The organism is Neorhizobium sp. T6_25 (assembly GCF_002968555.1).
Classification (GTDB): domain Bacteria; phylum Pseudomonadota; class Alphaproteobacteria; order Rhizobiales; family Rhizobiaceae; genus Neorhizobium.
On record NZ_PVBL01000006.1, the window covers coordinates 261,975 to 288,167 of the forward strand.

The following is a 26,193-nucleotide window of genomic DNA, read 5'->3' on the forward strand; positions in this document are numbered from 1 at the left end:
CGGCCTCAGCTCTCGCCGTCTTCCTTCGCCTTGCGGTCCAGATGGCCAAGGTCGCGGTCCGGGTCGATCATGTCGCGCACCCGCTGCTTCAGCTCCTTGGGCGCGGGAAACCCGCCGTCCCGCTTGCGTTCCCAGATGAGTTCGCCATTCACCTGAATCTCGAAATTGCCGCCGGTGCCCGGGATCAGCGCCACTTCGCCGAGCGCGTCGCCAAAGGTCTGCAACAGCTCCTGGGCCATCCAGCCGGCCCTGAGCAGCCAATTGCACTGCGTGCAATAGAGAATCGTGATGCGCGGTTTTTCCATCATGTTTCGCCTTCTACCCTAGTCAATTCGGTCTCACAATAATGTCAACTGGAATGGTCAAGTTTTTGAACGCACGCATCTCGACAGAAAGGGCGCGAACGTCAATTTGGGCAACACCAACGACAGTCGCGTCGTTTTCATAAAAAGAGGTCCCATGGCTCTTCAATCCACCACCCGCTCCCGCCTGATCATTCCCGCGCTCGCCCCCGTTTACACCTCCGCCCATGAGATCGTCGAGACGATCCTGCGCGTGACGGCCGGCGTGCTGCTGGTCACCCACGGTTTCGGCAAGATCACCAACCCGTTCGGCGCAGCCGGCATGGTGGAAAGCCTCGGCTTCTATCCTGGCGTCTTCTGGTCGCCGCTGCTCGCCGCCACGGAATTTTTCGGCGGCATCCTCGTTACCATCGGCCTTTTCACCCGCCCGGCCTCCTTTGCGGCGATGATCGTGCTTCTGGTCACCGTCTATTTCCACGGCATCGCACAGAACCAGGGTCTCGCCGGTGCGGAAAAATCCATTCTGTGGGCAGCGATCTTCCTGTTCTTCGCCCTGCGCGGCGGCAATAGTCAATCGGTCGACGCCCGCCTCGGCCGGACGTTCTGACCTCGCAAATAGGGCTGAGCCTCTCCCCGGGGGCTCAGCCTTTTCCTTCGAGCGCCAGCCGCACGACTGTGCCGAGATCGGCCTCGGCAAACCCAAGCGCCGCTGTATTTTCGAAGCTGGCGCGTGCCGCCTTAATGGCCGGCGTTGCGACGCCAAGGCCGCGGGCAAGATCGAGAACCACCCCCATGTCCTTCAGCACGCCGGAGACCGGAAAGCCGACCGCCTCGGTCTCGCCCAGTATAACCGGAAGCCGGGACCGCATGGCCGGGCTCGCGGCCGGGCTGCCTGACAGGATCTCGATCATCTTGTCGCGCCCGAGCCCCGCCTTGCCACCAAGCTCGACGGCTTCCTTCATGATTTGCCACAGCCCCATCAGCATCATGTTGTTGACGAGCTTGGCGGACGCGCCATCGCCCAGCTTGCCGACGTGGTGAATACGGTTGGAAAGAACTTCGGCGACCGGCAGGAAACGCTGAAAATCCTTTTCCGCGCCCCCGATATAAAGGCCGACCGTGCCCGCCAGCAGCATTTCCGGTCCGCCGGAGATCGGCGCGTCGAGAAGCGCCGCACCCGCCTTGCCCATCGCATCGTGGTGGGCGCGCAGCGTCTCCGGACTGACGGTGCTGGTATCAACGATCATTTTGCCGGTAAGATCGGCGGCGGTGAGCTCACCGAGCATCGCGTGCACCGCTGCATCGTCGAGCAGTGCCAGGATGACGATATCCGAAACATGAAGAAGTTCAGCCAGGTCGACTGAGGCGGCGATCCCAAGCGCCGTGGCCGTCTCGGGCGTAAGACCGCTGCGCGTCCACCCGGCCACCGCAAATCCTTGCGCCGCAAGGCGCTTGGCCATGGCGCTGCCCATCCGGCCGAGGCCGACGATGCCAACCCGTTCTTTCGTCATGCGCTGATCCTGCTCATATCGTTGCTGCCGGAGTTAAAGCAGAACATGCCGGCCTCGTCTTCTTCATTTTGCATTGCGGGAGGGTTGAGGAATATTTCATATTCGACATGCGTAAACCGAGGGAGCCCGGACGGAAGATGAGCGAAATATTCGAGGGCGGCTGCTTCTGCGGCAAAGTGCGGTATCGCATGCATGGGCGGCCGATGTTCATCCATTGCTGCCATTGCACCGACTGCCAGCAGCAGACGGGCGGCGCCTTGGCGATCAATGCGCTGATCGAAGCCGACCGGGTGGAAATCACGCAGAGCCAGCCGGTCGCAGTGGCTATGAAGACCGATAGCGGCCTTCCCCACGATATCTACCGCTGCCCGCAATGCCAGACAGCGGTCTGGAGCGATTACGGCCGGCGCCGATGGATGCTGTTCGTCCGGGTCCAGACACTCGAAAGGCGCTCCGAATTCTCGCCGGACGTGCATATATTCACCCGCTCGAAGGTCGGCTGGGTGGGCCTGCCGGAAGGCGCTAACGTCTTCGAAGAATATTATAGTACGAAGAGGATGTGGCCGCCCGAAAGCCTCGCACGGCGAGAGGCCGCCCGGGTCAAGGCCGAGGCGGAACGCTGAAGCGCGAAGGGTCACGAGACGGGATGGCGAGCGAACGCGAAAAGATGGCGGCCGGGGAGTGGTATTGCTGCCTCGATCCGGAACTCGACGCGCTGCGGGAGAAGGCGCGGAGGGCCGTGCATGCGCATAATACCATGTCGCCCGCCGAGCGGGGTGCGATGGCGCCTGCCCTGCGGGTGCTATTTGGCGCAGCGCCCGACGCGTTTCTGGAAGCGCCCTTTCACTGCGCCTACGGCTTCAACGTCGTCCTTGGGCAAGGCGTCTATCTGAATGCCGGCTGCACGATCCTCGACACCGCACCCGTCACAATCGGTGCCCGTTCGATGCTGGGGCCGGGCGTCCAGCTCTATTGCGCCGATCACCACCGCGACCCCGCCCTGCGCGCCAAAGGTCTTGAGATCGGGCGCCCGATCAGCATTGGCGACGACGTCTGGATTGGCGGCGGCGCCATCATTTTAGGTGGCATCACGGTCGGCGACGGGGCGATCGTCGGGGCGGGTTCCGTCGTCACGCGGGACGTGCCGCCGGGCGCCACGGTCGTGGGAAATCCGGCGCGGTCGATCACGCGCCGCGACTGATTTCAGAACATCTCCGCGCGTAAAGATTGGATTCAGCATTTTTTGGTAATTTTCCGTTAGCAATTCCTGTCGGGGTTTATCGACGGCGGGGGCGGCCGTCTTTGTTGTCTTGCGTATGGGTTTCAAAATGCGTTTTATGGCTGTGCCAGCACTCCTCGTCACCTGCCTTGCCTTGGCGGGCTGCGCCTCGGCATCCGGTCCGGACGAGCTGGTCGCCGGCGTCGCAACCCAAGAAAAAACAGGCTCGGTCGATCTACCCACCGCCCCCGTCCCGTCGGTCGGTGTCGGCAAGACCGCGCGGATCGGCACGCCGCAAGCACCCCAGCAGCAGACCTTGCCGCAGCAGCAGGATATCACCTGGAACGGCGCGATGCCGGCACCGCAGGCCTTCGTGCGGGAAACGACGGTCGGCATGCCGCTTCCGGCCGAGCGGCCGGTCGCCATGCTGGTGCCCGACCAGCCGGCGCTGGAAACCGTGCCCCGCAGGGGGCGCCTGCAGATCTACAGCCGCCAGTTCCGCGATGCCAAGCCGATCAATTTCGGCAGGGTTTCGCCGAGAAGTTACCCGGTGCACGGGGTCGACGTGTCGCGCTGGCAGGGCGACATCGACTGGGCGAAGCTTCGCACCCAGGGCGCCAACTTCGCCTATATCAAGGCCACCGATGGCGGCGACCATCTCGATCCGATGTTCAGGACCAATTGGCGAAGAGCCAAGGAGGCGGGCATCCGGCGCGGCGCCTACCATTTCTTCTACTGGTGCCGCACTGCCGGCGAACAGGCCGACTGGTTCATCCGCAACGTGCCCCGCGATCCGGACGCGCTGCCGCCGGTGATCGACGTCGAATGGAACGGGGAGTCGAGTTGCAAGGCGAAACTCTCCCGCGCCCGGGTGCTCGAAAAGATGCAGGTCTTCATGGACAAGCTGGAGCGCTATTACGGCCAACGGCCGATCATCTACACGGCGCCGGATTTCTACGAGGACAACCTGTCGGGCGAACTGCTCAACTATCCGTTCTGGCTGCGCGCCGTCGCCCAGCATCCTTCCAAGGTCTATCCGGGCCGCCGGTGGCTGTTCTGGCAATATTCCGGCTCCGGCTTGTCGCACGGCGTCGCCGGCAAGATCGACCTCAACGTCTTCCACGGCTCGGAAGAGCAGTGGCATAACTGGGCCTCGCCGCGCACGACGATCGCACAGAACTGAACGCCGACAACGAGGCCGGCGAAAGAACAAGCGCGCAGGGCCTGTGAAACCGGCCCCGCGCACTCCCTTGGAGGTTAGGTCAATGCGGCCGGATTACAGCCGCGCCTCGAGGACGAGGTTGAACGGCGTTGCCATCGCCCGTCGGAAGCGGGTGAAGCCGGCCTTGTAGAAAATCTCCCGCAGCCGTGCTTCGCCGGCTTGCGCGCCGAGCACCATGTGGCCGCCGTCGGAAATCGCATGGGCGCAGCAGATTGTCGTCGATGCCGCGTAATACATACGGGCGACGGGCGAGATGTTGTCGTCGACGCAGTCGTTGGCGAAGGGCTCGACGAGCATCACCGTACCATCCGGCGCAAGCGTTCTCGCCGCATGCCGGGCTGCGGCCAACGGGTCGCCCATGTCATGCAGGCAATCGAAGAAGCAGATCAGGTCATAGCCTTTGCCGGGATAGTTTTCGGCGCGCGCCGTCTCGAACGCGACCCGTCCGCTGACGCCCGCTTCTGCGGCGATCTTGCGGCCTTCGTCGAGGGATACCCGATGCGTATCGAAGCCACGGAAACGCGAAGCCGGGAAAGCCTGCGCCATCAGCACCGTGGAGTGACCATGGCCGCAGCCGACATCCGCCACCGAGGCGCCGGCCTTCAGCTTGTCGACCACACCATCGAGCGCCGGCAGCCATTCCGGGACCAGGCTTGCCTTGTAGGCATTGCGATAGAGCGAGGCGACGCCGCAATAAAGCCGGCCGTCATGGTCGCCCCAAGCAATGCCGGAACCCTTGCGAAAGGCCTCCAGCGCCTTTTCCTCGTCCGACCACATGGAAGCCGGCACGCCCCAGGCGGCGGCGAGGAAGACCGGGCTATCCTCGTTGGCAAGCACCAGCGCCTGTTCCGGGGTAAGTTCGAAACTGTCGCTGACGGCATGAAACAGAACATAACCGCCGGCAACCTGCGAATTCAGCCACTCGCGGATATAACGTTCGGCGCAGCCGGTACGGGTCGCCAGCTCGTGGGCACTGAGCGGTCCGGCCCCGGCCATCGCCTTATAAAGGCCGAGACGGTGGCCTATACTGACCATGACGCCTCCGTACCCCGCCGATAGATCGCCGATGGCGCGGGAAACGATCGCGTCCAGCTTGGCCGGATCGATCTCGTTTGTCTTGACGTAGTCCATATTGCTCTCTCCTGTTCCTTCATCGGAAGTTGATGATGGCAAAGGATCGCAGGTCCGACCCGGTTCGGGCAGAGCGGGAAAATCCACAATCGGGCCGTTTGCGCCATTCTCAGGCTCGGGGTACGGATTTGATCATGGGGGACCGTTATGCCGCGCAAGACGACCGGGACAAGTTTGAAGCCGCTGCATGTGAGCCTGGTGGCCATTCCCGATGCCGTGGTCTCGACGCTGAGCGGCGTCTTCGACGTGATGAACGCCTTTTCCGTCCTGCCGCCGCCGGACGTTGCGATAACCCGCCCGTTCGACGTGCAGATCGTGGGCATAGAGGCCGGGCCGCTGACGCTCGCGAGCCTTGTGCCGGTCACCGTCCAGCGCAGCATCGCCACGCTTGAGACAACCGATATCGTCATCGTTCCGTCGATCCTGCTGAGGCCCGACGGCTGGCGGAAAGGTCGCTACCCGGAGCTGGTCGACTGGGTAAGCCGGATGCATGCGGGCGGCGCGCTGATATGTTCGGCCTGTTCGGGCATTTTCCTGCTGGCCGAGACCGGCCTCTTCGACGGCGCCGATGCGACCGTGCATTTCGGTTATGCAAATGCCTTCGCGGCCGCCTTTCCGCAGGTGCCGATCCATCCCGAACGGGTGCTGGTGGTTTCCGGACGGCGCGAAGAGCTGATCAGTTCGGGCGCCTCGATGACCTGGCATGATCTCGTTCTCTACCTCATCGCGCGCCATATGGGCGCCGCGGCCGCCCGATCGATTGCGCGCTTCTTCGCGCTGCAATGGCATCAGGACGGGCTCGCCCCTTATATCGTCTTCGAAGGCCGCAAGGACCATGGCGACACGGCGATCCAAGCGGCACAGGATTGGGTCGCAACCCACTTTTCCGTGGCAAACCCGCTCGAGGAGATGATCCTGCGGGCTGGTCTTACCGAACGCACCTTCAAGCGGCGGTTCACGGCCGCAGCAGGCGTCAGCCCGATCGCCTACGTGCAGCGCCTGAGGATCGAGGAGGCCAAGCGCCGGCTGGAGGGGACGGAAGCTTCGATCGACGAGATCAGCTGGCAGGTCGGTTATGAAGAGCCCGCCTTCTTTCGCCGTCTGTTCAAGCGCGTCACGGGCCTGGCACCCGGCGGCTACCGGCGGCGTTTCCAAATTCCGGAGTTTGCGCGCACGGACAAGAATACCTGACCACTGAACCCGGCCGGCAGCAATCAACCCAATATGACCCAGGCCGTCATTGACCCAGGGCGTCGAGCGCCCGTCCGAGGCTGCGGAATATCCTCTCATCCTCCGACTGCGCCACGTTGAAGCGCAGGAAGCTGCCGGCGCTCTGGGAAAGACTGAATGCGTTGCCGGGCGCCAGCACGATATTGTCGGCAAGGCAGGCGCGCGCCACATCCGCCGCCTCTATCCCGTGCGGAAGCCTGCACCAGAGAAACAGGCCGGCGCGCGGCTGCAGCCAGGGCGTGATGCCGAGCGTTGCAAGACGCCCCGTCGTCGCCTCCATTGCCCGGGACAGCCTGACGCGCAGTTCTTCCAGATGTTTCCGGTAGCTGCCATCGGTCAACAGCAGCAATACGAGCTCGGAGGACAGCCGGCCCGCGGCGAAGCTCGTGGCGATCTTCAGGTCGACCAGACCCTCGATCCATTCCCGCTTGGCGGCGATGAAGCCGCAGCGTACCGAAGCCGACAGCGTCTTCGAAAAGCTGCCGATATGCACCACCCGGTCGAGACCGTCGAAGGCAGCCAGACGCGGCGCCGGCTCGTGCTCCAGATCGGCGAAGATGTCGTCCTCGATGACCGTCAGCCCGGCCCGGTCGGCCAGTTTCAGGAGCCGATGCGCCACAACCGGCGAAAGCGTCGCGCCGGTCGGATTGTGGATCGCCGAATTGGTGATGTAGAGCCGCGGCTTGTGCTCCTCGATCGCCTTTCCGAACGCCTCGACATCCGGCCCGGCCGGTGTCATCGGCACGCCGACGACTTTTGCGCGATGCGCACGCAGTAGTGCGTGGAAATTGAAGTAACAGGGATCGTCGACCAGGACCGCATCGCCCGGCTCGATCAGAAAACGGCAGAGAAGGTCGATCGCGTGAGTGCCGGATTCGGTGAGGATAATCTGGTCCGGAGCCGCTGGTATACCGTGCTCCCCCATCCGGCGGGAGAGAAGTTGCCGCAGCTGCGGCGAGCCAAGCGGCGTGCCGTAGTCCGACAGGACCCGGTCCTCGCTGCGCGACATGCTGCGCAAGGCCCTTCGGATCGCCGCCTCCGGCATCCAGGAGGACGGCAGCCAACCGCAGCCGGGCTTCAACAGGTCGCCATCCTCCAGCGCCTGGCGCGACACCCAGAACGGATCGATTGCCCGGTCGAGCTTTGGGCCGATCTGGGAGAGCGACAGCGGTGCCAGCGGGCTCGAGACGTAGAAACCCGACCCCGGCCGGGAGCGGATCAACCCTTCCGCGGCCAGTCGCTCATAGGCCTCCACTACGGTCGAGGCGGAGACATGCATCGCCTTGGCGAACGCACGCACCGAAGGAAGCCGTGCCCCGGGCACCAGTCCGCGGCCGGCGATGCGACTGCGGATCTCAGCCATGACGGCCCCGATACGCTGGCCGCCGCCCTTCTGTTGCGCCCTTGCATCCACTGTACTGCTCCACAAACCATAACAGTTTCTCGAGATTGTATCGCATTGTCTCTGGTGCCGCCATCGCTTCCGGCCGATAGCGGGAAAATACCCGAGAAATGCCGGCGATGAACGTCCAAGGGAGGCGTTAACGTCCAAGGGAGGCGTTCAAGGGCAAGCTTGGGAATGAGGAGACTTTCGATGAACAACACGACAAGCGGCTGGATCAGCGGTTTCGTTGGCGTTTTGATCTTCAGCGGGTCGCTTCCCGCTACCCGCATTGCCGTTGCGGATTTCGATCCGCTGTTCCTGACCGTGGCGCGGGCCACGATCGCCGGGCTGCTCGCCATAGGCCTGCTGTTGGCCTTCCGCGAAAAACGCCCGTCCCCGGCCGATCTCCTGCCGCTCGCCATCGTCTCGCTCGGCGTCGTCATCGGTTTTCCGCTGCTGACGGCGCTGGCACTGAAACATATCACCTCGGCTCACTCCATCGTGTTCGTCGGCCTGCTGCCGTTGTCGACGGCGATCTTCGGGGTGCTGAGGGGCGGCGAACGCCCGAAGGCCGTCTTCTGGTTGTTCTCCTGCCTCGGCAGCGCCATCGTCGCCGGCTTCGCGCTGTTCCAGGAAGAGGCCGCTTCCTCGGTCGGCGATCTGCTGATGCTGGGGGCGATCATCGCCTGCGGGCTCGGTTATGCGGAAGGCGCCAGCCTGTCGCGCAAACTCGGCGGATGGCAGGTCATCTCCTGGGCGCTGGCACTTTCCCTGCCTGTGATGCTGGCCCTGTCGATCGCCGCGATGCCTGTCTCCTTGCCCGATCTCGACAGCACGTCCTGGTTCGGTCTTGGCTATGTCTCGCTGTTCAGCATGCTGATCGGATTCATCTTCTGGTATCGCGGCCTGGCACTCGGCGGCATTGCCGGGGTAAGCCAGTTGCAGCTTCTTCAGCCCTTTTTCGGCCTAGTTCTGGCCGCCGCGCTTCTCGGCGAAAAGGTCAGTGTCGGCATGTTCGCTGCAACGCTTGCGGTGGTTGCCTGCGTGGCAGGCGCCAAAAGATTTGCACGTTAATTCGGCACGACCTGCTTGCGTCGTTCACGAATTCGGGAACCAAACGCGGACCGAGGCATTATCCGGCTGCAGAAGGAGGAAGCAATCATGACTTTTGATCCCAATGACAGAAAGTTCGAGACCCGTGATCCGGACCTCCGGGCCACTGAAGTCCGGAGTAGCACCTCTTCGTGGGTACCGTGGGTAGCCGTGATCGCGGTCATCCTGGTCGGCGCTTTCGTGTGGTCGCAGATGGGCGGTTCTTCGACCGACCCGCAGACTACGTCTTCGACCAACCCGCCGGTAACCGACAACTCCACGTCGTCACCCGCACCGGCTCCGATGACCCCGGCAGCTCCGCCGGCTAACAATGCCACTCCGGCAACTCCGCCGGCTGGCGGCGCGACTGGCGGCACCGGCACGCAGCCGTAAGCCTCGCGCTCGAGAGATCAACTAAGCCGCCCGCTTTCGAAGCGGGCGGCTTTTCTGTTGGTGCGATCAAAGCTCGATCTCGCCCGGCGCCGGCTGCGGCCAGCGCTGCAGCGCCTGCCGCCCGACCTCGGTGAGCCCATAGACGCCCTTGTCGATGCGCTCGAACCAGCCGTAATAATTGGCGCGCAGGATCGTGCCGGCGGTAGGCGCCGCCTGCCTCATGTCGCGCGGCCGAAGCGGACCGCCGCTCAGCGCCGAGGCACAGGCGAGCGCCTGCTGACGATAGGCGGTCATGACCGGTACCTTGGTGCTGCCGCCGACGGCCGGATCGCCTTTGCGCTTGCGATGTTCCTTGACCAGCCGCGTGCGCCGTTTCGGGTTGGTGCGCGGCATCGGCGAGACCGAACTGACCAGCACGCTGACCTCACCCTGGTCCGAAACGCAAAGCATGCCGATCCCGAGCCGGCGGCAGAGATCGCGATACCGCTTGTCCGCCTCGCGTCCCCTGCCCTTGGCGGAAACCCGCGCAGCGATCCACACCTCGTCCGAAACCCCGGCCCGGTCGACCGCCTGCAGGATCAGTTCGAGATTGAAGGTGAGCTTCAGCTCGCAGATCACCACGACCGGCGGATCCGTCTCGCTCAACCCCACCAGATCGCAGCCGCTCACCTCCCCCTTCACCTCGTATCCGAAGCTTTCGAGGAAGGTTTTGACGGGAAGATAAAGCGAGGTTTCCATGTGGTCCGGCGGCGGTGAATCAGTGGGTGGAGACTATCACATCACCCAACCTGTGCCGCGTGGAGCCTGGTATAGGCACCGCGTTTGGCGATCAGGTCCTGGTGGGTGCCCTGCTCGAGGATGCCATTGCCGTCGATGACGACGATGCGGTCGGCGCCCTGGATGGTGGCGAGGCGGTGGGCGATGACCAGCGTCGTGCGGCCTTGCGAGAGTTCGGCAAGCGAGCGCTGGATGGCGCGTTCCGTCTCCGTGTCGAGCGCCGAGGTCGCCTCGTCAAGGATCAGGATCGGCGGGTTTTTCAGGAACATGCGGGCGATCGCGACTCGCTGTTTCTGGCCGCCGGAGAGTTTAACGCCGCGCTCGCCGATCACCGTGTCGAGCCCCTGGGGCAGGCCGGCGAGCATTTCTTCGAGCCGAGCTTGGCGCGCCGCCTCGACAATATCCACCTCGCTGGCGCCGAGGCGGCCATAGGCTATGTTCTCACGGATCGACCCGCCGAACAGGAAGACGTCCTGCTGGACGATGCCGATCTGCTGGCGCAGCGACACCTTGGTCATGGCGCGGATATCGATGCCGTCGATGGTGATGCTGCCGGCGCCGATCTCGTAGAAGCGCGGCAGCAGCGAGCAGATCGTGGTCTTGCCGGCGCCCGAGGGACCGACGAAGGCGATCGTTTCGCCGGCGCGGATCGAGAGGTTGACGTTCTCGAGCACCGGCTTGTCCGGGCTGTAACCGAAGGAGACGTTCTGATAGGCGATTTCGCCCTTGAGGTGATCGACGTCGACCGCATCGGGAGCATCGGCGATATCCGGCTCGGTATCGATCAGCTCGGTGAAGCGGCGGAAGCCGGCAATGCCTTTCGGATAGGTCTCGATCACGGAATTGATCTTCTCGACCGGGCGGAAGAACACGCCGACCAGCAGCAGGAAACCGATGAAGCCGCCGGCGGTCAGCTCGCCCGACAGCACGAAATAGGCACCGGCGATCATCACCACCATCTGGGTCAGCCGCATGCTCATGTAGCTGAGCGAGCTGCTTGCCGCCATCAGCTTGTAGGCATCGAGCTTGACGCGCCGGTAGTTCTGGTTGTCCTGTTCGAACAGCGCGCGCTCATGTTGTTCGTTGGCGAAAGCCTGGACCACCCGGATGCCGCCGACATTTTCCTCGATGCGGGCATTGAAATCACCGACGCGACCGAAGAGACGGCGGAAATTATCGGTCATTCGGCCGCCGAAATGGCTCGTCACCCAGGCGGTCAGCGGCACGACGACGGCGGTGATCATCGCCAGTTGCGGGTTGACCGAGAACATCAGCGCAAGAGCCCCGGCAAACGTCATGATGGCGATGAACAGGTCTTCCGGTCCGTGATGGGCGACTTCGCCGATCTCCTCCAGGTCCTTGGTAAGGCGCCCGACGATATGACCGGTCTTCTGATTGTCGAAATAGCTGAACGAGAGCTTTTGGAGATGGTTGAAGGCGGCCCGGCGCATGTCCGTCTCGATATTGATGCCGAGCATATGGCCCCAATAGGTAACGATCGCCATCAGACCGGTATTGATTGCATAGATCACCAGCAGCGCCGCCGATGCGAGCAGGATCAGCAGCCATTCGTGGCTGAGGAGAAGCCGGTCGACGAACAGCTTCACGGCCATCGGGAAGCCGAGTTCCAGCACGCCCGAAATGATCGCGCAGCCGAAATCCAGGATGAAAAGGCCGCGGTATGGCCGGTAATAGGCAAAGAAGCGACGAAGCATCGGACACTCTATGAAATCAATAGATGAGCAGCAGCGGCAAGTTTTCAAACCCCGCTTAGCCGGGTTCGCCGGCGAGGTAAACCTCCGCTCTCCTGGTCGCCCCGACAATGGATACAGGATAGATATCAGGCGCGGCGGCCGCGCAACAGGATACGGGCCGAGGTATGCGGTTCGGCGAGCTGATCTGCCTCCAGCGAGGCGAACAGCCAGTCGATGAAGACCCGCACGATCGGCGTCGAACGCATGGCCGGCCGGCAGGCGACGTAGAAGGCATCGTTGGCTGGAACGCTCAGGTCGAAAGGCACGACCAGCTCGCCGCGGGCGATCAGCTTGCTGGCGGTGATCGTGTCGCCGAGCGCGATCCCCTGGCCGTGCAGCGCGGCCTCTGTCGAAAACCGCGCGTCGCCCATGAAATATTGCTGCCGGCGCGGCAGGTCGACGGCGTCGGCGGCGGAAAGCCAGGTGTTCCACTCGCGCCCGTCCGCGTCGCCATGCAGCAGGACATGATCTTCGAGATCGCGCATTGAACGCAGCGGCCGGCTGTTGAGCAGGGTCGGGCTGGCGACCGGGAAAAGCTGCAGGTTGCTCCACAGCCGCGTCCAGGCATCCGGCCAGTTGCCGTCGCCATAAAGGACGGCGACGTCTACATCCGAGGAATGCAGCACGGCCGGATCGTTGGAGGCGGCAAGCTTCAACCTGACGCCCGGAAACTGCTCGGTGAAGGAATTGAGGCGCGGCACGATCCAGAAGGACAGCAGCGCCGGAACACAGGTGATCGACAGTTCGCCTGATGTCGCCGGCCGCTTCATCTGCGCGGTCGCGGCGGCGATCTCGCCGAACGCCTGGCTGACCGCCGGCAACAACAGTGCGCCCTCCGAGGTGAGCTTAAGTCGCTTTGCGCCGCGTTCGAACAGCGAGACCTGCAGCGAGCTCTCCAGCGCCTTGATTTGGTGGCTGACCGCGCCGTGGGTGACGTTGAGCTCCCGGGCCGCTGCAGAAACTGAGCCGCGGCGGGCCGTGGCCTCGAAGGCGCGCAGCGGATTGAGGGGCGGCAGGCGGTTGCTCATCTTGATCCCGGACTGATCCTCGAATTGATCTTAAGCGTTAGTTTTTCTCACAGTCACTGCTAGAACAATCTCAATTGCTTTTCCACCCGCACCTGACGGATAATGATGAAAACAAGGGCGGCAAGCCTAGTGGAACAAAAATTAGGCTGCCCACAAGCGGCCTTGCAGACAGGCGAGGCGATCATGACATTCGACGCGAAGAAGCTCGACGCATTGCGCGCAAAATACCTCGATAGCCGGGGTGGCGAGATTTTTGACCCGAAATTCAAAAAGGTCGGCGAGAAGATCTTCGACAAGGCCGGCACCCGCGTCGCGCCCTATGCGGGCATTCCCACGCTTCTCGATGCGCCCTACAGGCCGCTCGATGCGGAGAATCCGGATTTCGGCGACCTGCAGGTGGCGATGGTCGGCATGCCCATGGATCTCGGCGTCACCAACCGGCCGGGCTCGCGCTTCGGACCGAGGGCACTGCGCACGATCGAGCGTGTGGGACCCTACAACCATGTGATGGAATGCGCGCCGATCTACGAACTGAATGTCGCGGATATCGGCGACGTGGCCTTCCGCAGCCGCTACCGGCTGGAAATGAGCCATGACGACATCGAAAAGCGCGTCGGTCAGATCGTCGATGCCGGCGTGCTGCCGCTCTCGGTCGGCGGCGACCATTCGATCACCCATCCGATCCTGAAAGCGGTCGGAAAAAAGGCGCCGGTTGGCATGATCCATATCGACGCCCATTGCGATACGAGCGGCTTTTTCGACGAGACCAAGTTCCACCACGGCGGCCCCTTCCGCAACGCGGTGCTCGACGGCGTGCTCGATCCGACCCGGACGATCCAGATCGGCATCCGCGGCGCTGCCGAATATCTGTGGGAGTTCTCCTACGAGTCCGGCATGACCGTCATCCACGCAGAGGAAGTGACCGGCATGGGGCTTCCGGCGATCATCGAGAAGGCGAAAAAGATCGTCGGCGACGGCCCGACCTATGTCTCCTTCGATATCGACAGTCTCGACCCGAGCTTTGCGCCCGGCACCGGCACGCCGGAGATCGGCGGGCTCACCACCCGCGAAGTGCTTGAACTGATCCGCGGCCTCAAGGGCATCAACATCGTCGGCGGCGACGTGGTCGAAGTGGCGCCGCAATATGACGCGACCAACAACACGGCCCATGCGGGCGCCCAGATATTGTTCGAAATTCTGAGCCTCATGGTCTTCAGCCCTTCCGTGAAGGGCCCCGCCTGACATAAACTACAGATAATAAGGGAACTCGCCGGCCGGCGAAGCACCGGCAGGCCTAAAAACAAAGGAGAACATCATGCGTGACATTCCGAACGCCAAACTCGGGCTCAAGGCGAAGATCAGTCGGCGCGGCGTGCTCGGTGCCGGTCTCGCCGGCGCCTCCATGCTGGCCATGCCTTCGGTGCTGCGCGCCCAGGACAAGTCGCTGAAGGTCGGCGTCTATGGCGGCTTCTTCAAGGATTCGTTCGACAAGAACATCTTTCCGGACTTCACCAAGGCGACCGGCATCGCCATCGAATCCGTCGCCGAACCGACCGGCGAAGCCTGGCTGGTTCAACTCGAACAGGCCGCCAAGGCGGGTGCTGCTCCGGCTGACGTCTCGATGATGTCGCAGGTCGCCATGCTGAAGGGCCAGACGACCAAGCTCTGGGCGCCGCTCGACGCCGCCAAGCTGCCGAATTCCAAGAACCTCATCGATCACTTCGTCAACAAATATCCCGACGGCAAGATCGCCGGCATCGGCGCCGTTTCCTGGTACATCACGCTGGTGACCAATACGCAGACCTACAAGGAGGCCCCGACCTCCTGGGCAGCCCTGTGGGACAAGGCGAATGCCGACAAGCTTGGCCTCCTGGCGCTCGTCTCCAACTCCTTCCTGCTCGAAGTGACGGCAAAGACCTTCATGGGCGGCACCAAGGCGCTCGATACCGACGAGGGCATCCTCAAGGCACTCGAAAAGCTCTCCGAAGTGAAGCCGAATGTCCGCCTCTGGTATCGCGACGAAGCGCAGTTCGAACAGGCACTGAAGTCGGGCGAAATTCCGATGGGCCAGTATTACCACGACGTCACAGGGCTTGCCGCCTCGCAAGGGAGCCCCGTCCGCTCGACCTTCCCCAAGGAAGGCGGCATTCAGGATTCCGGCTGCTGGGCGCTGTCGCGCGCCTCCAAGAAGACCGAGGAAGCCCATACGTTCATCAACTACATGTGCCAGCCGGCCATCCAGGCGACGCTATCGCGCAAAGTCGGCACCTCGCCGACCGTCAAGCGCGACCTGCTCGACCTCACCGCCGCCGAATTCGCCTCGGTCTCCTCCGATATCGAGCCGATCATCCCGCGTTACGATCTCTACCAGACCAAGTCCGACTTCCTGAACCAGAAGTGGACGGAGATGATCGCAGGTTGATCACAGCCTCGCGTAGACCGCCCGTCACCCTAGCCCTCTCCCCGCCTGCGGGGAGAGGGGACCTGCCCAACGCTCACGTTTGCGATAGCCGAGACGGTGCGGCATATTCCTTCTCCCCGCGAGCGGGGGCGGCAGCCGGATGAGGGCACTAGCCCTGCCAAGATGGACGGAGACCGAATGTCCGGATTGAATCTCAACCATGTGACGAAGCAGTTCGGCAACTTCACGGCCGTCAGCGACGTGAGCCTGTCGGTACCGGACGGGACGTTTGTCTGCCTGCTCGGGCCGTCCGGCTGCGGCAAGACCACGCTGATGCGAATGATCGCCGGCCTCGATCTTCCGACCGGCGGCTCGATCGAGCTCGGCGGCGCCGATATCACGGCAGTACCCACCCACAAGCGCGACCTCGGCATGGTCTTCCAGTCGCTGGCGCTGTTTCCGCACCTGACGGTCGGCGAGAACATCGCCTATTCGCTGCGCATCCGCGGTACGCCCAAGGACGTGCAGAAGAAACGCGTCGACGAACTGCTGGCGATGATCCATCTGCCGGGCTTTGCCGATCGTTCAGTGGCAAAACTCTCCGGCGGCCAAAGGCAGCGCGTGGCGATCGCCAGGGCGCTCGCCATCTCGCCAAAGCTTTTCCTGCTCGACGAACCGCTGTCGGCGCTCGATGCGAAGCTGCGCGAGGCAATGCAGGTGGAACTGCGCCAGCTGCAGCAGCGTCTCGGCATCACCACTATCGTCGTCACCCATGACCAGCGCGAGGCGATGACCATGGCCGATACGGTCGTCGTCATGAACGGCGGCGAGATCCGCCAGGCGGCCGCCCCGGTCGATATCTACCGCCGCCCGGCCGACAGTTTCGTCGCCGATTTCATCGGCCAGACCAACCTCCTGCCCGTGGAAGCCGACAGCGCCGGCCGCGCCAGTGTGCTCGGCGAGGTGGTCGAGGGCATCGCGCTCCCCACTGGCGCGGCAAAAGGCTTGCTGTCGGTGCGGCCGGAAGACGTGCAGCTCACCGCGCCCGGCCATGGCGCGATTGCCGGCACCGTCACCTTCATCCGCGATCTCGGCGGCGCCATCGAAACCTTCGTGGAAGCGAGCGGCACCCAGGTGATCGCGGTGTCTTCGCCGCGCAACCGGCCGGACGTCTCGGTCGGCCAGAGCGTCGGTATAAGGCTCGATCCGGCCACCAGCGTGGTGCTCGCCCGATGAGACGCGAACCGCCGCAGCGTCTTGCCGATTACGGGCCGCTCTTTTTCCCGGCGGGCATGCTGATCGTCTTCTTCGTGGTGCCGTTCGCCACGATGATCGCGGTGTCCGTCTTTCAGCGTGAACAAGGCGGTTTCTATACGCCCGCCTTCGTATTCGACAACTACGCCCGCTTCCTCAGCCTGTTCTTCGGCAAGGTCCTCGGTTTTTCGCTGTTCCTGGCGATCGCCGTCGCGGCGGCCTGCGTCGTGATCGGCATTCCCTTCACCTATCTCCTCTCCCGCTCGCCTCGAAGAATCCAGATCGTCTGGCTGGTGGCGCTGCTCTCCATCCTGTCGCTGTCGGAAGTGATGATCGGCTTTGCCTGGTCGACGCTGTTTTCGCGCACCGCCGGCATCACCAACCTTTTTGTCTGGCTAGGTTTGATGGCCCAGGCCCAGGCACTGACCCCGAGTTTCGGAGCGGTTATGACCGCCATGACCTACCAGGCCTTCCCCTATACGGTCCTGGTCCTCTATCCGGCGCTGGTGCGCCTCGACCCGACGCTCACGGAAGCGGCGCGCACGCTTGGCGCCTCGCCGGTCAAGGCCTTCTTCACCGTTGTCGTACCGGCGCTGCGCAACACCATTCTGGCGACGCTGATCATGGTCTTCATCTTCGCGCTCGGCTCCTATCTGCTGCCGCAGCTTCTCGGAAGGCCGCAGCACTGGACGCTGTCGGTGTTGATCACCGACCAGGCGATCTACCAGTCGAACATGCCGTTTGCCGCCGCCATGGCCGTTTTCCTCGTGCTCGTGTCGCTGGCGCTGGTCGGCCTCGCGCTTTACGCCGGACAGCAGAGGCAAGCGAAATGACCGCTCTCCCCCGCCTTTTCTTCTTCGTCGTCGGCCTGTTCCTGGCCCTGCCGCTGATCGTCGTCGCCGGCGTCTCGATCAATGCCCGCCAGACGCTCGCCTTTCCTCCGCAGGGCTTTTCGCTCTCCTGGTACGGCCAGATCTTCACCAATCCCGAATGGCGCAATGCGCTGGTCGCCTCACTGACCCTGGCTGCCTCCTCCGCGCTTCTGGCCCTGCTGATCGCCCTGCCGCTTGCCTGGTTCCTGTGGCGTCGGATTGCCCCCTGGGCCAACATCTTCCAGCTTCTGGGCGTCGCGCCCTTCACCCTGCCGCCGGTCATTACCGCGCTCGGGCTGCTCACCTTCTGGGCGACCACCGGCTTCTACGGCCAGGCCTGGACGGCGGTGATCAGCCACGGCATCTTCTTCGTCACCCTGCCGCTGGTCACGCTGTCGCTCGGCTTTTCGGCCATCGACCGTTCGCTGGTGGAAGCGGCCGCCACCATGGGCGCCGACGACCGCAAGATTTTCCGCACCGTCGTGCTGCCGTTGATCCTGCCCTATCTCGTCTCCGGTTACGCCTTCGCCTTCGTTCTGTCGCTGAACGAATATATCGTCGCCTACATGACTGTCGGTTTCACCATGGAAACCCTGCCGATCAAGATCTTCAATGCGCTGCGCTACGGCTATACGCCGACCATGGCCGCCGTGACGGTGCTGTTCCTGGTGATCGCCGCAGTCGTCTTCGGTCTAGTGGCACGGTTCGGCGACCTGCCCAAATTGCTCGGCGCCATGTCGGACGAACGCTAAAGGAACAAGCCCATGAAGATCGCCGGTTTCCAGATGCAGCCCGTCGTCGGCGACATCGAGGCGAACCTCGCCAGGATCGAGACCGCTGCCGAAGAGGCGGCCGCAAAGGGCGTCGCACTGCTGATCACTCCGGAACTGGCGCTGACCGGTTATGGGGCGGCGGAGAAATTTCCCGATCTCGCCACGCCCGCACACGGCCTGGTGACCGGCCGGCTGTCGGAGATCGCGGCGAAACACGGTTTGGCGATTGTCGCGGGCTTTGCCGAAAAGACCTTCGAAAACACCTTCAACAGCGCTTTCTTCACCGACGGCAAGGGCCAGACGGCCGTTTACCGCAAATGCAACCTCTATGGCCCCTATGAGCGCAAGTGGTTCGCCCAAGAGGACCGCCGCCAGGTTCTGGTGACGCTCTGCGGCCTCAGGCTCGGTTTCCTGATCTGCTACGATGTCGAGTTTCCCGAAAACGTCCGGCAACTGGCAAAGGGCGGCGCCGATCTCGTCGTCGTGCCGACGGCGCTGCCGATCGGCTGGTCCGGTCAGTTCATCGCCGAGCACATGATCCAGGTCCGCGCCTTCGAGAACCAGGTTTTTGTCGCCTATATCAACCATTGCGGCTCCGACGATCTGTTCACCTATGCCGGCCTTTCGCGGATTGCGGCACCGGACGGCAAGCTGATCGCCGAGGCACCCGCCAAGGGCGAGGCCCTGATCATCGCCGAGGTCGATCCGGCGGCCTACGCGCAGTCGCGGGCGGAAAACACCTATCTCGCCGATCTCGTTTGAGTCGCGAGCCACCGGAATACTGCGAAGCTCCCATTTCCTTTGATAATGTTGTATAGCATTCGGCGTTACAGCATTCCGGGGGAGGCATGACACGTATATTCCGGGCGCCGGCTTTTTATATCCAGGGTCCGGGGTCCCTAAACCTGCTTGGCGAAAAGGCGGCGACGCTTGGCCGTTCGGTCGTGGCGATCTGCGACGCCGTGGTGCTTCCCCATATCGAGGCGGATCTGACCGAGACGCTTGCCCGCCAGGATATCACGCCTACCATCATCCCCTTCGATGCGGACGTGACCCATCGGGAAATGGACCGTCTGGCCGAACTGGTGCGGACAAAGGGCGGCGAGGTGGTGGTCGGCATCGGTGGCGGTCGCACGCTCGATGTCGCCAAGGGCGTCTCGCGCCGCACCGGCCTGCCCTTCGTCAGCGTACCGACGGTCGCTTCCACCGATGGGCCCTCGACCCGCGGCATCGTCATCTATGACGACCATCACAGGATGATCGCCGTCGAGCAGATGGACCAGAACCCGGCCTTCGTGATCGTCGACACCGTGATCATCGCCAGGGCCCCTGCCCGGCTGCTGCGCGGTGGCATCGGCGATGCGCTGACGGCAAAGTTCGAGACGGAAGGCGCCTGGAAGGGCACCGGCCTTTCCAAACAGGGCACCCGGCCGCTGAAGACGGGTGTCATGCTCGGCGATGTTTGTTACCGGATGCTGCTCGAGCACGGTCCGGGTGCCATGCGGGTGGCCGGAACCGGCGAGGTGACGCCGGATTTCGAAGCCGTCATCGAGGCGATCCTCTGGCTCAGCGCCGTCGCCTTTGAAAATACCGGTCTTTCCATCGCCCACGCGGTGGCGACCGAGCTTGGGGCGATCGAGCCGGTGCGAAGACACTCGCTGCATGGCGAACATGCCGCCTATGGAACGCTGGTGCAGGCCGTTGCAGAGGGCCGCGCCGACGAAGAGCTGACAACGCTGTTCGGCTTTTACGACGAGATCGGTATGCCGCGCCGGCTTTCGGCGCTTGGCCTGCCGGATGTCGGGGATGCGGCGATCGAAAATCTTGCCGCGGCCTGCGCGAAAAGCCCGTTCCTGGTCAACCAGGAACGGGTGCTCGATGCCGAGGATCTGGTCGCAGCCTTCCGCGCTGTGGAAAACTACGCTTAAAGCGGGCTCGACCTGCTGCAGATATAAATATAATCAACTGGGAACACAGGGGATTGAGGATGCCGTCAGACAAGACCAAGGCGCCGGAGGAATGGACCCAGCGCCGCATTCAATCGATCGAGGTCGGGTTCCAGGTCATCCGCGCCATGGAGGCGGCGAACGGCCCGCTGCCGCTGCGCGATATCGCGGCCGCCGCCGGCATGCCGCCCAGCAAGGCGCATCTCTACCTCGTCAGCTTCGTCAAGGAAGGCGTCGCCTTCCAAGATCCGGTCACCGGGCATTACGGGCTCGGCCGCTTCGCAATCCAGCTCGGCCTGTCGGCGATCCGCCAGCTCGACGTGGTGGAATTCGCCCGTGAAGAACTGGCGGCGCTGCAGCGTACGGCCGGTTTCGCCACCTATCTTTCGCTCTGGGGCGATCGCGGCCCGGGCATCGTTTCCAAGGTCGACGGCGAGCGGCAGGGATCGCTTGCCGTGCGCCTCGGCTACGTGCTGCCGCTCCTGACCTCGGCTACCGGCCAGGTCTTCCTCACCTATCTCAACGAAAGCGAGACCATGGCGGTGCGGCACGACGAGATCGCTGCAGCCAAGCGGGGTGCGTCGGACGACACCGCCTCGCTCTTGCCGCGCGTCACCACGACCAAGGAAATCCAGAAGATCATCGAGACCGTGCGCCATCAGGGTTATGCGATGACGGTCAACAGCATCAATTCGAGCTTTGCCGCCATCGCCGCACCGGTCTTCGACTATAGCGGCCGGATCGTCGCGACCATGACCGTGCTCGGCTCCGACAAACAGCTCGCCGGCCCCCGCAAGAAACCGACGATCGACGCCCTGATGGCGGCCGCCCACCGGCTTTCCGAACGGCTCGGCGCACCCGGCCGCGGGGCGAAGGGCGAGGACGACGTCAAGCCGCCCGTGCCGCCGAAACCGACGCGGGCGAAGAACAGCAGTGCGCTAGGCTGATCTCCGCCACAAGGCCCACAAGGGGGAGATCAGGTACAGCCCGCGGCCTCCTCCTCCAATACAATTGACCTCACCACATTAATTAGTATACCTTACGATCTTCGACTGGAGGAGCCGAGGAGGAGGATTTCATGCACGAGATCGACGCCGCCACCGTTGCCAAACGGGAAGAATTTTATGAACGGCTGAAGCCGCACAACATGGCCCCCCTTTGGGAAGTGATGAAGGGCATGCTGCCGCCGGAGCCGGCTTCCAAGGCGCAGGCGCATCGCTGGCGTTACGACGACATCCGCCCGCTGATCCTCGAATCCGGCAGCCTGCTGACCGCCGAAGAAGCCGAGCGCCGGGTGCTGATCCTCGAAAACCCCGCCTTCCCGGCCCAGTCGCGCGCCACCTCGACGCTTTATGCCGGCATCCAGATCATCATGCCGGGCGAAGTGGCGCCGGCTCACCGCCACACGCCGTCGGCGCTGCGCTTCATGCTGGAAGGTTCGGGCGCCTATACGACCGTCGGCGGCGAGCGCACCCGCATGGCGTTTGGCGATTTCGTCATCACGCCCGTCTGGGCTTGGCACGATCACGGCAATGACGGTTCGGACCCGGCCGCCTGGCTGGACGGTCTCGACGTGCCGATGATCGCCTTTTTCGAAGCGGTGTTCCGCGAGGATTCCGACGACACTGAACAGGAACTGCTTCGGCCGGAAGGCGACTCGCTCGCCCGTTTCGGTTCCGGGATGCTGCCGATCGGCGGCACGAGCCCCTATGGCCAGACGACGCCGATCTTCAACTATCCCTATGAGCGCAGCCGCGAAGCTCTCTACCGCGCCTCGCGTGGCGAAGAAATCGACGCCCATATCGGCACGACGCTGCGATACTCGAACCCGATCGACGGCGGCTGGACGATGCCGACCATGTCCGCATGGCTCAGCCATGTCCCGAAGGGCATGGAAACGGCGAAGATCCGCTCCACGGATCACATCGTCATGTGCATTGCCGAAGGCACCGGCTCGATCACCATTGGGGCCAAAACCTTCGATTTCGGCCCCAAGGACGTGATCGTCGTGCCCGGCTGGTCATGGCGCTCGTTCAAGGCCAGCGACGACGTTGTCGTGTTCTGCTTCTCCGACCGCGTGGCGCAGGAGAAGCTCGGCTATTTCCGCGAAGACCGCACCCGCGTCTGAGCGAACGAGATCAGGGAGAAAAATCATGCGTTTTTGTCGCTACGACGATAATCGTCTCGGCGTGGTCGTCGGCGATCAGGTGAAGGATGTCACGAGCGTCCTCGATCGCCTGCCGAACTACCGTTATCCCTTCCCCCATGGCGACCAGTTCATGGCCCATTTCGCCGAGCTGCGCTCCGTCATGGAGGAGATGGCCAAGACCGCGCCTTCGAAGCCGCTGTCCGCGGTCGCGCTTCTCAGCCCGATCGCCAATCCCGGCAAGATCGTCGGCGCCCCGGTCAACTACCGGCTCCATCTCGACGAAGTGCTGGACAGCGACCAACTGCATCACGGCATGAAGATCAAGCCGATCGCCGAGGCCGGCGTATTCCTGAAGGCGGTGAGTTCGCTGGTCGGCCCGTCCGAAGGCGTCGTGGTCGATTGGGCCGACCGCCGAACCGACCACGAGATCGAGCTTGCCGTCATCATCGGCAAAAAAGGTTTTCGCGTGTCGGAAGCCGATGCGCTGGATTACGTTGCCGGTTACGCAATCTGTTACGACATCACCATTCGCGGCCCCGAAGAACGCAGCTACCGCAAGTCGCTCGACACGTTCAGCGTGCTCGGACCTTATGTGGTCACCGCAGACGAGATACCCAACCCGAACAATCTCGATTTCGAACTGACGATCGGTGGCGAGAGCCGACAGAAATCGAACACCAACATGCTGATCTTCAACGTCCAGAAGCTGATCGAATTCGCCAGCAAGGCCTACACGCTTTATCCGGGCGACATCATCATGACCGGCACGCCGGAAGGCGTCGCTCCGATCGCTCCCGGCGACGTGCTGCATGGCACGTTCGAAGGCATCGGTTCGATGGACGTGAAGGTCTACGGCAACTGGGACAAGACATGAGTTTGGAGCCGGATGCACCGGCAGAGAGGGGCGGGCACGCCGTCCTTCTCGACGGCGTCGTCGGCATCCGCATCCGCCGCCTGCAGTCGCTGTTCGGCAGCCATTGGCAGAACTGGTTCCGCGCCCGCTCGCTTGCGGTCACCCCGGTCCAGGGCGGCGTGCTGCTCCTGATCCGCCGTTATCCCGGCCTCAGCCAGATCGCGCTCGCCAGGCGGTTGCGTATCGAACCGCCGACGCTGATCCAGACGCTTAGTCCCCTCATCAAACACAAACTCGTCGAACGCGACCGCGCCGCCGATGACGGCCGTGTCTATGAACTGCGGCTCACCCGAGCAGGGCTCGAAGCGGCCGCGCTGGTGGAAACCTCGCTGCCGCTGCACGAGGCCGACCTGCTGCGGTTTTTGTCCGTCGAGGAGCGGCAAGCGTTTCTGGAACTGCTCGACAAGGCGATTGCCGGAGCTGAGGCGGCGATCGAGGGGCAAGAGAAGGCGGAGTAGCGGTTCTCGGGCTAACCGCTGTCGTCCAGCAACCGACCACCCATTTCCCAATTGCCACATAACAGGCAGCCTGATACGTTCCGTACATCTGGGAGGAGCTAGATCATGCGGTCATGGCAGGTATTCGAAGCATCGGAAGTGCTCCGGCAGGTCGAGGAGGCGAACCCGCAGCCGGTGGGCTCGGAAGTCCTCGTTTCGGTATCTCATTGCGGGCTTTGCCATTCCGACCTGACCCTCTGGAAGGGCATTTTCGACATGGGCGACAGACAAGTGTCGATCGACAGCATCGGCATGAAATACCCGCTCACCCTCGGTCACGAAATCCTCGGCACCGTCACCGCCATTGGCCCCGACGCAACGGATGTGAAGGTCGGCGACATAAGGCTTGTTTATCCCTGGCTCGGTTGCGGCGAGTGCGAAACCTGCCGTGCCGGCCAGGAGAACCTCTGCATGCAGGGCCGGCCGCTCGGCATGCGCCGGCCCGGCGGTTTCGGCAGCCATGTGGTGGCGCCGCACAGCCGTTACCTGATCGATACCGGAGATCTCGACCCCGCACTTGCCGCCACCTATGCCTGTTCCGGCCTCACCGCCTATTCCGCCATCCGCAAGGTCATGCCGGTTCGCCCAGACGAGGCGATCGTCGTGGTCGGCGCGGGCGGGCTCGGCCTCAGCGGCATCGTCATCCTCAAGGCGCTAGGGCATGAGAACATCGTCGTGGTCGATGTTTCCGAAGAAAAGCTGAAGATCGCAACCGATGCCGGCGCCCACAAAACCGTGCTTTCGACCGGCGACGACGTGACGAAGAGGATCGCCGATGCGGTCGGCCTGCCGGTGCGCACCATCATCGATTTCGTCAACAATAGTCAGACGGCCGCCTTTTGCTTCCCGGCGCTGGCGCGCGGCGGCCGCATTATCATGGTCGGCATGTTCGGCGGCCAGCTCACCATCCCCACCATGCGCATGGCGCAAGGGGGCCTGAGCCTGATCGGCAGCATTACCGGCTCGCTGCAGGAATTGCGCGACCTGGTGGAACTCGCCAAAAGCGGAAAACTCGATGCCATTCCCTATGAGGCCATCCCGAAATCATCGATCAACGACGCGATGAACCGGTTGTCCAAAGGTGCGGTCAAGGGACGTATCGTTCTGGAGGAGGAGCCGGCGTGAGTGCACAGCAAGGTGACATGCCCGAAGCCCCGATGATCGAGATCTGGCGCGGCAGCGTGCGCCAATGGGAAGTGGACGAAAACGCTCACTGGAATACGCAGTATTACGTCGCTCGCGCCAACGAGGGCCTCGCGGTGCTGTTCGGCTTCAACGGTCTGCCCGGCCTCTTCTCGCCAACGTCGGCGACGACGATCGCCTATAACGAGCATCACATCCGTTTCCATCGCGAGGCGCATGCGGGAACGTCGCTGCATATGACCGGCGGTTTCCTCGAGATCAGCGAGACGACGGCGTTTGCGGTGCTGATGCTTTACAACAGCCATTCCGGCCAGTTGGCCGCGAGCTTCAGGGTGCGGCTGACCCATGTGGATACGGCCGACCCCACGACGCCCTTCCCCTGGCCAACGGCCTTCCGCGACAAGGCTTCCGCCTCGCTGGTCGAGGCACCCAGGGAAGCGCTTGCCCGCGGCACCGGCAACGAGCCGGTGGCGATCAGCGCCTCGCGCGACCGGGCGGTCGCACTTGGCCTGAAGCGCACCGCCATGAGCCTGATCGAACCGGAGGCCTGCGACGCATTCCACCGCCTCGGTCCGCAGAAATTCATCGGCGCGGTCGGCGGCGGGGTGAAGCAGCTCACCGGCCCGATCCGCGAAATCGTCAGCAAACATGCCGAAACGCCGCCCGGCAAGGTCGGCGGCGCGGTGCTGGAATTCCGCATCCTCTATGGCGAAACCCCTCGTCTTGGCGACTGTTTCGAGATCTGGGGCGGGTTGCAGAAGACCGACCAGCGCGTCATGTCGCTGATCTTCTGGATGGTCGATCCCTTCAGCGGCCGGGTATTCGGCACGATGCAGTCGGTCGCCGTCGTGTTCGATCTCGATGCACGGGCGATCGTGCAGATCTCGCCGGCGGCCACGGAGGCGCTGGCTCCGCTGGTCACCGCGGGGCTGGCGCTTTAGCCGGCAGCCCTGACGCCAGCAGTCATTCCTGGCGTCACGGTTTCAATCCGCTTGTGCGTGCGGAACCGTAGATCCAAAGCAGGTCAGGCCCGCACCTCGAAGATCATGTTGAATGGCGTTTCGCTGGCCCGTCGGAAGTGCGAATAGCCAGCGTCGAGCGCCACCTTGCGAAGCTTCATCTCCCCAGCCTGGGCTCCAAGGCCAAGGCCTACCTCCTGTGCCATGGAGGCGGGAGTGCAGATCATCGTCGAGGCGCCGTAA

Annotated in this window: 27 protein-coding genes and 1 pseudogene; 20 read left to right on the forward strand and 8 right to left on the reverse strand. The window is 63.4% G+C overall.

What is annotated here, in order from left to right:
- Window positions 1–5: 5 nt before the first annotated feature.
- Window positions 6–308 carry a SelT/SelW/SelH family protein gene (locus C5L10_RS11025; RefSeq protein ID WP_105429703.1) on the reverse strand — a complete coding sequence of 101 codons (303 nt, stop codon included), beginning with the start codon at window positions 306–308 and terminating at the stop codon, window positions 6–8.
- A 151-nt stretch (window positions 309–459) separates the two neighbouring features.
- Here C5L10_RS11025 and C5L10_RS11030 point away from each other — a divergent pair, with 151 nt between their 5' ends.
- Window positions 460–909, forward strand: coding sequence for a DoxX family protein (locus C5L10_RS11030; protein WP_105429704.1), 450 nt, complete (start codon window positions 460–462; stop codon window positions 907–909).
- Window positions 910–943: 34 nt separating this feature from the next.
- On the opposite strand, the gene C5L10_RS11035 is transcribed toward C5L10_RS11030, so the two are convergent.
- Complete coding sequence (locus tag C5L10_RS11035) at window positions 944–1,813, reverse strand: NAD(P)-dependent oxidoreductase (protein WP_105429705.1); 870 nt, start codon at window positions 1,811–1,813, stop codon at window positions 944–946.
- A 137-nt stretch (window positions 1,814–1,950) separates the two neighbouring features.
- On the opposite strand from C5L10_RS11035, the gene C5L10_RS11040 reads away from it, so the two are divergent.
- The 3 genes from C5L10_RS11040 to C5L10_RS11050 all read left to right on the forward strand — a co-directional run bounded on the left by C5L10_RS11040 (window position 1,951) and on the right by C5L10_RS11050 (window position 4,215).
- Entirely contained in the window at window positions 1,951–2,436 is a 486-nt protein-coding gene (locus tag C5L10_RS11040) for a GFA family protein (protein ID WP_105429706.1), read from the forward strand.
- 23 nt (window positions 2,437–2,459) lie between these two features.
- Window positions 2,460–3,014 (forward strand): sugar O-acetyltransferase, encoded by a 555-nt coding sequence (locus C5L10_RS11045; RefSeq protein WP_105429707.1) that lies wholly within the window; start codon window positions 2,460–2,462, stop codon window positions 3,012–3,014.
- A gap of 127 nt (window positions 3,015–3,141) precedes the next feature.
- Window positions 3,142–4,215 (forward strand): GH25 family lysozyme, encoded by a 1,074-nt coding sequence (locus tag C5L10_RS11050; RefSeq protein WP_105429742.1) that lies wholly within the window; start codon window positions 3,142–3,144, stop codon window positions 4,213–4,215.
- 93 nt (window positions 4,216–4,308) lie between these two features.
- Here C5L10_RS11050 and C5L10_RS11055 read toward each other — a convergent pair whose 3' ends face one another.
- Complete coding sequence (locus tag C5L10_RS11055) at window positions 4,309–5,385, reverse strand: class I SAM-dependent methyltransferase (RefSeq protein ID WP_105429708.1); 1,077 nt, start codon at window positions 5,383–5,385, stop codon at window positions 4,309–4,311.
- 147 nt (window positions 5,386–5,532) lie between these two features.
- Here C5L10_RS11055 and C5L10_RS11060 point away from each other — a divergent pair, with 147 nt between their 5' ends.
- Window positions 5,533–6,576, forward strand: a complete 1,044-nt coding sequence (locus C5L10_RS11060; protein ID WP_105429709.1) for a GlxA family transcriptional regulator — start codon at window positions 5,533–5,535, stop codon at window positions 6,574–6,576.
- Between the two features lie 46 nt (window positions 6,577–6,622).
- Here the strand turns inward: C5L10_RS11060 and C5L10_RS11065 are convergent, their stop codons facing one another.
- The gene (locus C5L10_RS11065) at window positions 6,623–7,978 is read right to left on the reverse strand and encodes a PLP-dependent aminotransferase family protein (protein WP_105429743.1); all 1,356 of its coding nucleotides are present in this window, start codon (window positions 7,976–7,978) and stop codon (window positions 6,623–6,625) included.
- A 231-nt stretch (window positions 7,979–8,209) separates the two neighbouring features.
- On the opposite strand from C5L10_RS11065, the gene C5L10_RS11070 reads away from it, so the two are divergent.
- Together C5L10_RS11070 and C5L10_RS11075 are read left to right on the forward strand one after the other, a co-directional pair.
- Entirely contained in the window at window positions 8,210–9,073 is an 864-nt protein-coding gene (locus C5L10_RS11070) for a DMT family transporter (protein ID WP_105429710.1), read from the forward strand.
- Window positions 9,074–9,160: 87 nt separating this feature from the next.
- Entirely contained in the window at window positions 9,161–9,484 is a 324-nt protein-coding gene (locus C5L10_RS11075; RefSeq protein ID WP_105420733.1) for a hypothetical protein, read from the forward strand.
- A gap of 66 nt (window positions 9,485–9,550) precedes the next feature.
- Here C5L10_RS11075 and C5L10_RS11080 read toward each other — a convergent pair whose 3' ends face one another.
- From C5L10_RS11080 to gcvA, 3 genes are all read right to left on the reverse strand, one after another.
- Window positions 9,551–10,222 carry a DUF2161 domain-containing phosphodiesterase gene (locus tag C5L10_RS11080; protein ID WP_105429711.1) on the reverse strand — a complete coding sequence of 224 codons (672 nt, stop codon included), beginning with the start codon at window positions 10,220–10,222 and terminating at the stop codon, window positions 9,551–9,553.
- 41 nt (window positions 10,223–10,263) lie between these two features.
- Window positions 10,264–11,976, reverse strand: coding sequence for an ABC transporter ATP-binding protein (locus tag C5L10_RS11085; RefSeq protein WP_105429712.1), 1,713 nt, complete (start codon window positions 11,974–11,976; stop codon window positions 10,264–10,266).
- A gap of 125 nt (window positions 11,977–12,101) precedes the next feature.
- Window positions 12,102–13,043, reverse strand: coding sequence for a transcriptional regulator GcvA (gene gcvA, locus C5L10_RS11090; protein WP_105429713.1), 942 nt, complete (start codon window positions 13,041–13,043; stop codon window positions 12,102–12,104).
- A 183-nt stretch (window positions 13,044–13,226) separates the two neighbouring features.
- On the opposite strand from gcvA, the gene speB reads away from it, so the two are divergent.
- The 13 genes from speB (at window position 13,227) to C5L10_RS11155 (ending at window position 25,932) form a co-directional block, all read left to right on the forward strand.
- Window positions 13,227–14,285, forward strand: a complete 1,059-nt coding sequence (gene speB / locus C5L10_RS11095) for an agmatinase (protein WP_105429744.1) — start codon at window positions 13,227–13,229, stop codon at window positions 14,283–14,285.
- Window positions 14,286–14,358: 73 nt separating this feature from the next.
- The gene (locus C5L10_RS11100; protein WP_105429714.1) at window positions 14,359–15,465 is read left to right on the forward strand and encodes a PotD/PotF family extracellular solute-binding protein; all 1,107 of its coding nucleotides are present in this window, start codon (window positions 14,359–14,361) and stop codon (window positions 15,463–15,465) included.
- A 177-nt stretch (window positions 15,466–15,642) separates the two neighbouring features.
- Window positions 15,643–16,680, forward strand: coding sequence for an ABC transporter ATP-binding protein (locus C5L10_RS11105; RefSeq protein ID WP_105429745.1), 1,038 nt, complete (start codon window positions 15,643–15,645; stop codon window positions 16,678–16,680).
- Window positions 16,677–17,531 carry an ABC transporter permease gene (locus C5L10_RS11110; protein ID WP_105429715.1) on the forward strand — a complete coding sequence of 285 codons (855 nt, stop codon included), beginning with the start codon at window positions 16,677–16,679 and terminating at the stop codon, window positions 17,529–17,531. Before C5L10_RS11105 ends, C5L10_RS11110 begins: the two co-directional genes overlap by 4 nt.
- Window positions 17,528–18,322 (forward strand): ABC transporter permease, encoded by a 795-nt coding sequence (locus C5L10_RS11115; RefSeq protein ID WP_105429716.1) that lies wholly within the window; start codon window positions 17,528–17,530, stop codon window positions 18,320–18,322. Before C5L10_RS11110 ends, C5L10_RS11115 begins: the two co-directional genes overlap by 4 nt.
- Before the next feature lie 12 nt (window positions 18,323–18,334).
- The gene (locus C5L10_RS11120; RefSeq protein ID WP_105429717.1) at window positions 18,335–19,105 is read left to right on the forward strand and encodes a carbon-nitrogen hydrolase family protein; all 771 of its coding nucleotides are present in this window, start codon (window positions 18,335–18,337) and stop codon (window positions 19,103–19,105) included.
- An 86-nt stretch (window positions 19,106–19,191) separates the two neighbouring features.
- A complete protein-coding gene (locus C5L10_RS11125; RefSeq protein ID WP_105429718.1) occupies window positions 19,192–20,271 on the forward strand; it encodes an iron-containing alcohol dehydrogenase in 1,080 nt (359 codons plus the stop codon).
- A 59-nt stretch (window positions 20,272–20,330) separates the two neighbouring features.
- On the forward strand, window positions 20,331–21,236 hold the full coding sequence (locus C5L10_RS11130; RefSeq protein ID WP_105429719.1) for an IclR family transcriptional regulator: 906 nt from the start codon (window positions 20,331–20,333) through the stop codon (window positions 21,234–21,236).
- 131 nt (window positions 21,237–21,367) lie between these two features.
- Window positions 21,368–22,417: a gentisate 1,2-dioxygenase gene (gene gtdA / locus C5L10_RS11135; RefSeq protein WP_105429720.1), complete on the forward strand. Its 1,050-nt coding sequence runs from the start codon at window positions 21,368–21,370 to the stop codon at window positions 22,415–22,417.
- Window positions 22,418–22,442: 25 nt separating this feature from the next.
- Window positions 22,443–23,312 carry a fumarylacetoacetate hydrolase family protein gene (locus tag C5L10_RS11140; protein ID WP_105429721.1) on the forward strand — a complete coding sequence of 290 codons (870 nt, stop codon included), beginning with the start codon at window positions 22,443–22,445 and terminating at the stop codon, window positions 23,310–23,312.
- On the forward strand, window positions 23,309–23,809 hold the full coding sequence (locus C5L10_RS11145; RefSeq protein ID WP_105429722.1) for a MarR family winged helix-turn-helix transcriptional regulator: 501 nt from the start codon (window positions 23,309–23,311) through the stop codon (window positions 23,807–23,809). The genes C5L10_RS11140 and C5L10_RS11145 overlap by 4 nt, the downstream gene beginning before the upstream one ends.
- Before the next feature lie 105 nt (window positions 23,810–23,914).
- Window positions 23,915–24,973, forward strand: a complete 1,059-nt coding sequence (locus tag C5L10_RS11150; RefSeq protein WP_105429723.1) for an alcohol dehydrogenase — start codon at window positions 23,915–23,917, stop codon at window positions 24,971–24,973.
- On the forward strand, window positions 24,970–25,932 hold the full coding sequence (locus C5L10_RS11155; RefSeq protein ID WP_172716994.1) for a thioesterase family protein: 963 nt from the start codon (window positions 24,970–24,972) through the stop codon (window positions 25,930–25,932). The genes C5L10_RS11150 and C5L10_RS11155 overlap by 4 nt, the downstream gene beginning before the upstream one ends.
- An 83-nt stretch (window positions 25,933–26,015) precedes the next feature.
- On the opposite strand, the pseudogene C5L10_RS11160 reads toward C5L10_RS11155, so the two are convergent.
- Window positions 26,016–26,193, reverse strand: a pseudogene (locus tag C5L10_RS11160) (SAM-dependent methyltransferase); the annotation flags it as partial.

What these genes read in the sequence shown, in the direction of transcription:
- C5L10_RS11080 (WP_105429711.1), bottom strand. Translation starts at nt 10,222, where the DNA reads ATGGAAACCTCGCTTTATCTTCCCGTCAAAACCTTCCTCGAAAGCTTC.
- C5L10_RS11150 (WP_105429723.1), top strand. Translation starts at nt 23,915, where the DNA reads ATGCGGTCATGGCAGGTATTCGAAGCATCGGAAGTGCTCCGGCAGGTC.
- gtdA (WP_105429720.1), top strand. Translation starts at nt 21,368, where the DNA reads ATGCACGAGATCGACGCCGCCACCGTTGCCAAACGGGAAGAATTTTAT.
- C5L10_RS11130 (WP_105429719.1), top strand. Translation starts at nt 20,331, where the DNA reads ATGCCGTCAGACAAGACCAAGGCGCCGGAGGAATGGACCCAGCGCCGC.
- C5L10_RS11110 (WP_105429715.1), top strand. Translation starts at nt 16,677, where the DNA reads ATGAGACGCGAACCGCCGCAGCGTCTTGCCGATTACGGGCCGCTCTTT.
- C5L10_RS11050 (WP_105429742.1), top strand. Translation starts at nt 3,142, where the DNA reads ATGCGTTTTATGGCTGTGCCAGCACTCCTCGTCACCTGCCTTGCCTTG.
- C5L10_RS11030 (WP_105429704.1), top strand. Translation starts at nt 460, where the DNA reads ATGGCTCTTCAATCCACCACCCGCTCCCGCCTGATCATTCCCGCGCTC.
- C5L10_RS11120 (WP_105429717.1), top strand. Translation starts at nt 18,335, where the DNA reads ATGAAGATCGCCGGTTTCCAGATGCAGCCCGTCGTCGGCGACATCGAG.
- C5L10_RS11070 (WP_105429710.1), top strand. Translation starts at nt 8,210, where the DNA reads ATGAACAACACGACAAGCGGCTGGATCAGCGGTTTCGTTGGCGTTTTG.
- C5L10_RS11055 (WP_105429708.1), bottom strand. Translation starts at nt 5,385, where the DNA reads ATGGACTACGTCAAGACAAACGAGATCGATCCGGCCAAGCTGGACGCG.
- C5L10_RS11105 (WP_105429745.1), top strand. Translation starts at nt 15,643, where the DNA reads ATGTCCGGATTGAATCTCAACCATGTGACGAAGCAGTTCGGCAACTTC.
- C5L10_RS11025 (WP_105429703.1), bottom strand. Translation starts at nt 308, where the DNA reads ATGATGGAAAAACCGCGCATCACGATTCTCTATTGCACGCAGTGCAAT.
- gcvA (WP_105429713.1), bottom strand. Translation starts at nt 13,043, where the DNA reads ATGAGCAACCGCCTGCCGCCCCTCAATCCGCTGCGCGCCTTCGAGGCC.
- C5L10_RS11035 (WP_105429705.1), bottom strand. Translation starts at nt 1,813, where the DNA reads ATGACGAAAGAACGGGTTGGCATCGTCGGCCTCGGCCGGATGGGCAGC.
- C5L10_RS11045 (WP_105429707.1), top strand. Translation starts at nt 2,460, where the DNA reads ATGGCGAGCGAACGCGAAAAGATGGCGGCCGGGGAGTGGTATTGCTGC.
- speB (WP_105429744.1), top strand. Translation starts at nt 13,227, where the DNA reads ATGACATTCGACGCGAAGAAGCTCGACGCATTGCGCGCAAAATACCTC.
- C5L10_RS11145 (WP_105429722.1), top strand. Translation starts at nt 23,309, where the DNA reads ATGAGTTTGGAGCCGGATGCACCGGCAGAGAGGGGCGGGCACGCCGTC.
- C5L10_RS11065 (WP_105429743.1), bottom strand. Translation starts at nt 7,978, where the DNA reads ATGGCTGAGATCCGCAGTCGCATCGCCGGCCGCGGACTGGTGCCCGGG.
- C5L10_RS11060 (WP_105429709.1), top strand. Translation starts at nt 5,533, where the DNA reads ATGCCGCGCAAGACGACCGGGACAAGTTTGAAGCCGCTGCATGTGAGC.
- C5L10_RS11140 (WP_105429721.1), top strand. Translation starts at nt 22,443, where the DNA reads ATGCGTTTTTGTCGCTACGACGATAATCGTCTCGGCGTGGTCGTCGGC.
- C5L10_RS11040 (WP_105429706.1), top strand. Translation starts at nt 1,951, where the DNA reads ATGAGCGAAATATTCGAGGGCGGCTGCTTCTGCGGCAAAGTGCGGTAT.
- C5L10_RS11100 (WP_105429714.1), top strand. Translation starts at nt 14,359, where the DNA reads ATGCGTGACATTCCGAACGCCAAACTCGGGCTCAAGGCGAAGATCAGT.
- C5L10_RS11115 (WP_105429716.1), top strand. Translation starts at nt 17,528, where the DNA reads ATGACCGCTCTCCCCCGCCTTTTCTTCTTCGTCGTCGGCCTGTTCCTG.
- C5L10_RS11125 (WP_105429718.1), top strand. Translation starts at nt 19,192, where the DNA reads ATGACACGTATATTCCGGGCGCCGGCTTTTTATATCCAGGGTCCGGGG.
- C5L10_RS11075 (WP_105420733.1), top strand. Translation starts at nt 9,161, where the DNA reads ATGACTTTTGATCCCAATGACAGAAAGTTCGAGACCCGTGATCCGGAC.
- C5L10_RS11085 (WP_105429712.1), bottom strand. Translation starts at nt 11,976, where the DNA reads ATGCTTCGTCGCTTCTTTGCCTATTACCGGCCATACCGCGGCCTTTTC.